Annotated in this window: 7 protein-coding genes; 4 read left to right on the top strand and 3 right to left on the bottom strand. The window is 69.9% G+C overall.

Annotated elements, in window-relative coordinates; all coding sequences use genetic code 11:
- From fabG to AC30CM_RS26485, 4 genes are all read left to right on the top strand, one after another.
- On the top strand, positions 1–571 hold a 571-nt coding region (fabG, locus tag AC30CM_RS26500; protein WP_490119894.1), incomplete at its 5' end, for a 3-oxoacyl-ACP reductase FabG.
- Positions 571–1,791, top strand: coding sequence for an acetyl-CoA C-acetyltransferase (locus tag AC30CM_RS26495; RefSeq protein WP_490119893.1), 1,221 nt, complete (start codon positions 571–573; stop codon positions 1,789–1,791). The genes fabG and AC30CM_RS26495, both read left to right, overlap by 1 nt.
- Positions 1,788–2,981: an acyl-CoA dehydrogenase family protein gene (locus AC30CM_RS26490; RefSeq protein ID WP_490119892.1), complete on the top strand. Its 1,194-nt coding sequence runs from the start codon at positions 1,788–1,790 to the stop codon at positions 2,979–2,981. Before AC30CM_RS26495 ends, AC30CM_RS26490 begins: the two co-directional genes overlap by 4 nt.
- The gene (locus AC30CM_RS26485; protein WP_490119891.1) at positions 2,965–3,651 is read left to right on the top strand and encodes a GntR family transcriptional regulator; all 687 of its coding nucleotides are present in this window, start codon (positions 2,965–2,967) and stop codon (positions 3,649–3,651) included. The genes AC30CM_RS26490 and AC30CM_RS26485 overlap by 17 nt, the downstream gene beginning before the upstream one ends.
- A 38-nt stretch (positions 3,652–3,689) precedes the next feature.
- Here AC30CM_RS26485 and AC30CM_RS26480 read toward each other — a convergent pair whose 3' ends face one another.
- From AC30CM_RS26480 to AC30CM_RS26470, 3 genes are all read right to left on the bottom strand, one after another.
- Positions 3,690–3,827, bottom strand: a complete 138-nt coding sequence (locus tag AC30CM_RS26480) for a CstA-like transporter-associated (seleno)protein (RefSeq protein ID WP_490119890.1) — start codon at positions 3,825–3,827, stop codon at positions 3,690–3,692.
- Positions 3,827–6,112 carry a carbon starvation CstA family protein gene (locus tag AC30CM_RS26475; protein WP_490119889.1) on the bottom strand — a complete coding sequence of 762 codons (2,286 nt, stop codon included), beginning with the start codon at positions 6,110–6,112 and terminating at the stop codon, positions 3,827–3,829. The genes AC30CM_RS26480 and AC30CM_RS26475 overlap by 1 nt, the downstream gene beginning before the upstream one ends.
- Before the next feature lie 20 nt (positions 6,113–6,132).
- Positions 6,133–7,230, bottom strand: a 1,098-nt coding sequence (locus AC30CM_RS26470; protein WP_490119888.1) for an ATP-dependent DNA ligase, incomplete at its 5' end; no start/stop codon positions are given.

Below are 7,230 nucleotides of genomic sequence, written 5' to 3'. Positions count from 1 at the left end.
CGCCGTGCGCTGCGACGTCACCGACTCCGCCGCCGTCGATGGGCTCGTCGGCGCGGCCGTCGAGGCGTTCGGGTCGCTCGACGTCATGGTGAACAACGCGGGCATCACCCGTGACGCGACCATGCGGAAGATGACCGAGGAGCAGTTCGACCAGGTGATCGCCGTGCATCTGAAGGGCACGTGGAACGGCACCCGAAGCGCCGCGGCGATCATGCGGGAACAGGGCAGCGGTGCCATCGTCAACCTGTCGTCGATCTCGGGCAAGGTCGGGCTGATCGGTCAGACGAACTACTCGGCCGCCAAGGCGGGGATCGTCGGCCTGACCAAGGCCGCGGCCAAGGAGGTGGCGCACCTGGGCGTGCGAATCAACGCCATCCAGCCGGGGTTGATCCGCTCGGCCATGACCGAGGCCATGCCGCAACGCATCTGGGACGAGAAGCTCGCCGAGATCCCGATGGGCCGCGCCGGTGAGCCCGCCGAGGTCGCCAAGGTGGCGCTGTTCTTGGCGTCGGACCTGTCGTCCTACATGACGGGCACGGTGCTCGAGGTCACGGGTGGCCGGCACGTCTGATGAGCCGTGACGCCGTCATCTGCGCACCCGTGCGCACGCCCATCGGCCGCTACGGCGGCATGTTCACCTCCCTGACCGCCGTCGACCTCGGCGTCGCAGTACTGCGAGGCCTGTTGGCGCGCACCGGGATCGAGCCGGAGACGGTCGAGGACGTGATCCTGGGACACTGCTACCCCAGCATGGAGGCCCCGGCGCTCGGCCGCGTCGTCGCGCTCGACGCCGGCCTACCCGTCACGGTTCCCGGCATGCAGCTCGACCGACGGTGCGGCTCGGGCCTGCAGGCGGTGATCCAGGCGTGCCTGCAGGTCTCGTCCGGCCAGCACGACCTGGTGCTGGCCGGCGGCGCGGAGTCCATGAGCAACGCGGTGTTCCACTCCACCGACATGCGGTGGGGCGGTTCCCGAACCGGGATCGTGGTGCACGACGCGCTGACGCGGGGCCGCACGACCGCGGGCGGCAGGCACCATCCGGTCCCCGGGGGCATGCTCGAGACGGCGGAGAATCTGCGGCGGCGCTACCGGATCGCCCGCGAAGAGCAGGACGAGCTGGCCGTCCGATCGCACCAACGCGCGGTCGCGGCGCAGCGCAACGGTTCGCTGCGCGACGAGATCATCGGCGTGCCGGTGACCGACCGCACCGGCGAGTCGCTGATCGACACCGACGAACACCCCCGCGCCGACACCACCGTGGAGGTGCTGTCGCGACTGAAACCCATTCTGGTGAAACAGGATCCGGACGCCACGGTGACGGCGGGCAACTCCAGCGGCCAAAACGATGCCGCCGCGATGTGCATCGTCACCACCCGGGAGAAGGCCGCCGCTGCGGGCCTGGAACCCTTGGTCCGGCTGGTGTCCTGGGGCGTGGCAGGCGTGCCGCCGGACGTCATGGGCATCGGCCCCGTGCCCGCCACCCGGGTGGCGCTGGACAAGGCCGGGCTGACGCTGGCCGACATGGATCTGATCGAACTCAACGAGGCATTCGCCGCGCAGGCGCTTGCCGTCATGCGCGAATGGGGTTTCGGCCCGGCGGATACCGAGCGCACCAACGTCGCCGGATCCGGCATCTCGCTGGGCCACCCCGTCGGTGCCACCGGTGGACGCATGCTGGCCACCCTGGCGCGCGGCCTGCACACCCGCGACGGACGGTACGGCCTGCAGACCATGTGCATCGGAGGCGGTCAGGGTCTGGCCGCCGTGTTCGAGAGGGTGACGCGAGCATGACCAAGCTGGCGCAGACCGCGGGCCTGACCGACGTCCAAGCCGAGATCGTGGCCACCGTGCGTGATTTCGTCGATCGCGAGATCATTCCCGCGGCAGCAGAACTCGAACGCAACGACACCTATCCGCAGGACATCGTCGACGGCATGGCCCGGCTGGGACTGTTCGGGCTGATGATCCCCGAGGAGTACGGCGGTCTGGGCGAATCGCTGCTGACGTACGCACTGTGCGTCGAGGAACTCGCCCGGGGCTGGATGAGCGTCTCGGGCGTCATCAACACCCACTTCATCGTCGCGTACATGATCCGTCGGCACGGCACCGCCGAACAGCGCGCTCGCTTGCTGCCGCGGATGGCCACCGGTGAGGTGCGCGGCGCCTTCTCGATGTCGGAACCCGAACTGGGGTCGGACGTGGCGGCCATTCGCACCAGGGCCGTCCGGGACCCCGGTGGGGGATACCTGCTGACCGGTCAGAAGATGTGGCTCACCAACGGCGCCAGCTCGCACCTGGTGGCCACCCTGGTCAGGACCGACGAGGGGGCGGACAAGCCGCACCGCAACCTCACCGCGTTCCTCATCGAAAAGCCCGCGGGCTTCGGCGAAGTCGCGCCCGGCCTGACGATCCCCGGCAAGATCGACAAGCTGGGGTACAAGGGCATCGACACCACCGAGATGATCTTCGACGGGTACCGTGCGGCCGACGGCGACGTGCTCGGCGAGGCGCCGGGGCGCGGGTTCTTCCAGATGATGGACGGCATCGAGGTGGGCCGGGTCAATGTGTCGGCCCGCGCCTGCGGAGTGGCGCTGCGGGCCTTCGAGCTGGCCGTGCGTTACGCCCAGCAGCGCGAGACGTTCGGCAAGCCGATCGCCGACCACCAGGCCATCGCGTTCCAGCTCGCCGAGATGGCGACCAAGGTGGAGGCCGCGCACCTGATGATGGTGCACGCCGCTCGCCTCAAGGACTCCGGCGAGCGCAACGACGTGGCCGCGGGCATGGCCAAATACCTTGCCAGCGAATATTGCTCGGAGGTGACGCAGCAGAGCTTCCGGATCCACGGCGGCTACGGCTACTCGAAGTCCTACGAGATCGAACGGCTGATGCGCGATGCACCGTTCCTGCTGATCGGGGAGGGCACCAGCGAGATCCAGAAGACCATCATCAGCAAGAACCTGCTCGATGAATACCGGCTCTGAGGCCTTCGCGGTACGTCCGCAACTGTCCGACGACGTCGCACGGTACGTGCGGCGGCGCATCCTCGACGGCACCTACCCGGCGGGGGAGTACCTGCGCCTGGACCAGCTCGCCGCAGAGGTCGGCATCAGCGTCACCCCGGTCCGCGAGGCCCTGCTGAACCTGCGGGCGGAGGGCCTGCTCGAGCAGCATCCCCGGCGCGGGTTCATGGTGGTCGAGGTCACCGCGCGCGACCTCGCCGACGTCGCGGGTGTGCAGGCCCACATCGGCGGCGAGTTGGCCGCCCGCGCCGCGGCCAACGTCACCGACGACGACGTGGCGGCCATCCGGGCGGTGCAGGACGCACTCGAAGCCGCCTATCGCACACCGGACGTCGACCTGGCGGTGCGGCTCAACCACGAGTTCCACCGCGCCGTCAACGTGGCCGCGGACTCCCCGAAGCTGACGCAGTTCATGTCGGTCATCACGCGGTACGCGCCGGAATCGGTGTTCCCCACGCTGCCGGGCTGGCCGACTCGGTCCATCGAGGATCACCGCGCCGTGATCGACGCACTGGCCGCGCGCGACCCCGAGGCCGCGCGACGGGCGATGGCCGAACACTTCACCCGTGGCGTGGCCCCGCTGACGGCGCACCTGGCCGAGCGCGGCGTCATCGCGCGCCGTGAGTCCTGACGGGGGCGTCCTGACGGGGCCGAGTCCGCGAGACCCGCTCAGCAGCAGCGGGTCTGCGGGTTGGCCTCCACCGCGGCATGGCGCATGCGCCAGTACTGCCGCTCGGTGAGCACCGGCTCGCCGGGATGGGTGCGGCGGCGGTGAGCGACGTAGCGCTCGTAGAGGTCGTCACCCATCAGTGAGCGCCAGTACCAACGGATCTGACGTGCGGTTGCGGCAACGCGTCCCATTGGGCCTGCACCTCCTTCTCGGCGTCGGTGGCGCGCAGGCCGGACGGTGCGAAGATCCGCGAGGGCACCGGGTCGTCGACCGACAGCGGGCGGCCCTTGCCGCGGATGGCCTGCAGCGCCATCACCACACCGGCGGCCACGACCACCACGACCAGCACCGCGAAGACGATCGACAGCGTGCCCTGGATGAACGTATTGCGGATCACGGCGTCGATCTGGGCGGCGTCCTTGGCGGCGCCGAACGCCGTCTTGCCCGCCTCCTTGGCGTCGACGTACTGCTGGTGCTGAGACCAGTAGCCGACCTTGGGGTCGGCGGAGAAGATCTTCTGCCACGATGCCGTCATGGTCACCACCAGATCCCACAGCAGAGGCACCCCGGGGATCCACGCCCACTTCAGCAGGCCACGCTTGATCACCACGACGGTGACGACGGTCAGCGCGATCGCCGCGAGCAGCTGGTTGGCGATGCCGAACAACGGAAACAGCGTGTTGATGCCGCCGAGGGGGTCGGTGACGCCCATCAGCAGGATGCTGCCCCACGCCACCACGACGACGACGCTGCACGCCCAGGCACCCACCCGCCAGCTCGGGTTGCGCAGCTTCTTCAGCGGCCCACCGAGATTGGCCAACCCGTCGGAGAGCATGAAGCGCGCCACCCTGGTGCCGGCGTCGACGGTGGTGAGGATGAACAACGCCTCGAACATGATCGCGAAGTGGTACCAGAACGCCTTGAGGCCCGTGCCGCCGAACACCTGGTGCAGTACCTCGGACATGCCGAACGCCAGCGTCGGCGCGCCGCCGGTCCGCGAGATGATGGTCTCCTCGCCGACGCCGTCGGCCGCGGCCTGCAACTCGGCTCCGCTGATGGGCGCACCCGACAGGCCGAGTCCGTTGACGTAGGTGGCCGCGGTCTCGGCCGTGGCGCCGGTCGACGCGGCGGGGGCGTTCATCGCGAAGTAGAGGTGCTGGTTGAGGATGGCGGCGGTGATGAGCGCCATGATGGCAACGAACGACTCGGTGAGCATGCCGCCGTAGCCGATGAGCCGCATCTGGCTTTCCTTCTCCAGCAGCTTCGGCGTGGTTCCCGAGGAGATCAGCGAGTGGAAGCCCGACAGGGCCCCGCAGGCGATCGTGATGAACAGGAACGGGAACAGCGAGCCGGCGAACACCGGACCGGTGCCGCTGGTGGCGAACGTCGAGATGGCGGGCGCCTCCATGATGGGGCGGGCCAGCACGATCCCGACCGCCAGCAGCGCGATGGTGCCCACCTTCATGAACGTCGACAGGTAGTCGCGCGGCGCCAGCAGCAGCCACACCGGCAGCACGGAGGCGGCCAGGCCGTAGATGATGATGCACCACGACAGCGTCACCTTCGACAGCGTGAACCATTGCACGCCCCAGTCGGTTTCGGCCACCCAGCCGCCCGCGACGACGGCCAGCAGCAGCAGCGCGACGCCGATGAGGGAGACCTCCGAGACCCGGCCCGGCCGCAAGAACCTCAGGTACAGGCCCATGAAGATCGCGATCGGGATGGTCATGGCGATGGAGAACACGCCCCACGGGCTCTCGGCAAGCGCGTTGACCACCACCAGCGCCAGCACCGCCAGCAGGATCACCATGATGACGAGCACGCCGACGATGGCCGCGGCGCCGCCGACGGTGCCCAACTCGTCGCGCGCCATCTGACCCAGCGAGCGGCCGCGGCGCCGCACCGAGATCGAGAGCACCAGGTAGTCCTGGACGCAGCCGGCGACCAGTGCGCCGACGATGATCCAGATGGTGCCGGGCAGGTAGCCCATCTGCATGGCGAGTACCGGGCCCACCAGCGGGCCGGCGCCGGCGATGGCGGCGAAGTGGTGGCCGAACAGCACTCGCCGGTCGGTGGGCAGGTAGTCGGTGCCGTTCTCGAACACCTCGGCGGGGGTGGCGTCGTCGTCCTTGGGCTGGACGATCTTCGTCTCGATCAAGCGGGCGTAGAACCGGTAGCCGATGACGTAGGTGCAGATGGCGGCGATCACGAACCAGACGGCGTTGACCGTCTCACCGCGGAAGAACGCGATGACGGCCCACGCGAGGGCACCGAGCAGGGCGATGACGGCGAAGACGACCTTGTGCTTGAGCGAGATGGGGGAGCGATCGATGACGGCCACCGGGGGTAGGTCCGGGTCGGTCCGGACGTAGGTGACGTCGCCGACGGTGTCCTCGATGCGTTCGGAGGTGGGTGCTGCCATGCGTCGATCCTGTCATCGCCTCAGCGAGGATTGGTCGTAACGCCCGCATTCGCCGTGTCGTCGGGGGAGTCACCGTAGAAGGCGCGCACGGTGTCTAGGGTGTCGGCCTCGGCGGCGGTCTTGTCGTCGCGGTAGCGCAGCACGCGCGCGAACCGCAGGGCCATGCCACCCGGGTAGCGCGTCGACCCCTGGATGCCGTCGAATGCGATCTCCACCACCTGCTCGGGGCGCACCCGCACGGTGTAGCCGTCGGTGGGCCCGTCGGCCAGCGCGAGGAAGCGTTCGGTCTGCCAGTCCAGCATCTCGTCGGTCATGCCCTTGAACGTCTTGCCCAGCATCACCAGGTCGCCGGTGGCGGGATCGCGGGCGCCGAGGTGGATGTTGGACAGCTTGCCGGTGCGGCGGCCGGAGCCCCATTCGACGGCCAGCACCACCAGGTCGAGGGTGTGCACGGGTTTGACCTTCAACCAGCCCGCCCCCCGTCGGCCGGCCTCGTACGGCGATCCCGGGGCCTTGGCCATGACGCCCTCGTGGCCGGCGGCCAGGGTGGCGGCCAGGAACCGCGCGGCGGCCTCGGTGTCGGAGGTGAGCAGCCGGTCGACGCGCTGGGCGACGGGCACCACGGCGTCGAGCGCGGCGAGCCGCTCGGTGGTCGGCCGGTCCAGCAGGTCGTCGCCGTCGAGGTGCAGCAGGTCGAAGAAGAACACCGACAGGGCGGCCGCGCGGGCGTCGCGGCCGGCGCGGCGGCCGAACCGCGACGCCGTCACCTGGAAGCGGTCGGGCCTGCCGTCGGGGCGCAGGGCGATGGCCTCGCCATCGGCGATCAGCGTGCGCACCGGCAACGCCAGCGTGGCCGCGACCACCTCGGGCAGGCGGGCGGTGACGTCGTCGAGGCTGCGGGTGTAGATCGACACCGCGTCGTCCTGGCGGTGGATCTGGACGCGGGCGCCGTCGAGCTTGGCCTCGAACAGGGCCGTGCCGCCGAGCTTGTCCAGGGCCGCGTCCACCCCGGTGGCGGTCTGGGCGAGCATGGGGCCCACCGGCGTGCCGACCCGCAGCGTGAACGCCCGCAGCGCGTCGGCGCCGTCGGTGAGCAGCGCCGCGGCGACGCCCGCGAG

The sequence above is a fragment of the Mycobacterium sp. DHQP2018-32-09 genome (genome assembly GCF_058148405.1).
This window is presented reverse-complemented; position numbering and strand designations above follow the sequence as displayed.

Bases quoted from the DNA above. Each gene is read 5' to 3' on its own strand.
- AC30CM_RS26485 (WP_490119891.1), top strand. From the start codon at position 2,965: ATGAATACCGGCTCTGAGGCCTTCGCGGTACGTCCGCAACTGTCCGAC.
- AC30CM_RS26480 (WP_490119890.1), bottom strand. From the start codon at position 3,827: ATGGGTGACGACCTCTACGAGCGCTACGTCGCTCACCGCCGCCGCACC.
- AC30CM_RS26495 (WP_490119893.1), top strand. From the start codon at position 571: ATGAGCCGTGACGCCGTCATCTGCGCACCCGTGCGCACGCCCATCGGC.
- AC30CM_RS26490 (WP_490119892.1), top strand. From the start codon at position 1,788: ATGACCAAGCTGGCGCAGACCGCGGGCCTGACCGACGTCCAAGCCGAG.
- AC30CM_RS26475 (WP_490119889.1), bottom strand. From the start codon at position 6,112: ATGGCAGCACCCACCTCCGAACGCATCGAGGACACCGTCGGCGACGTC.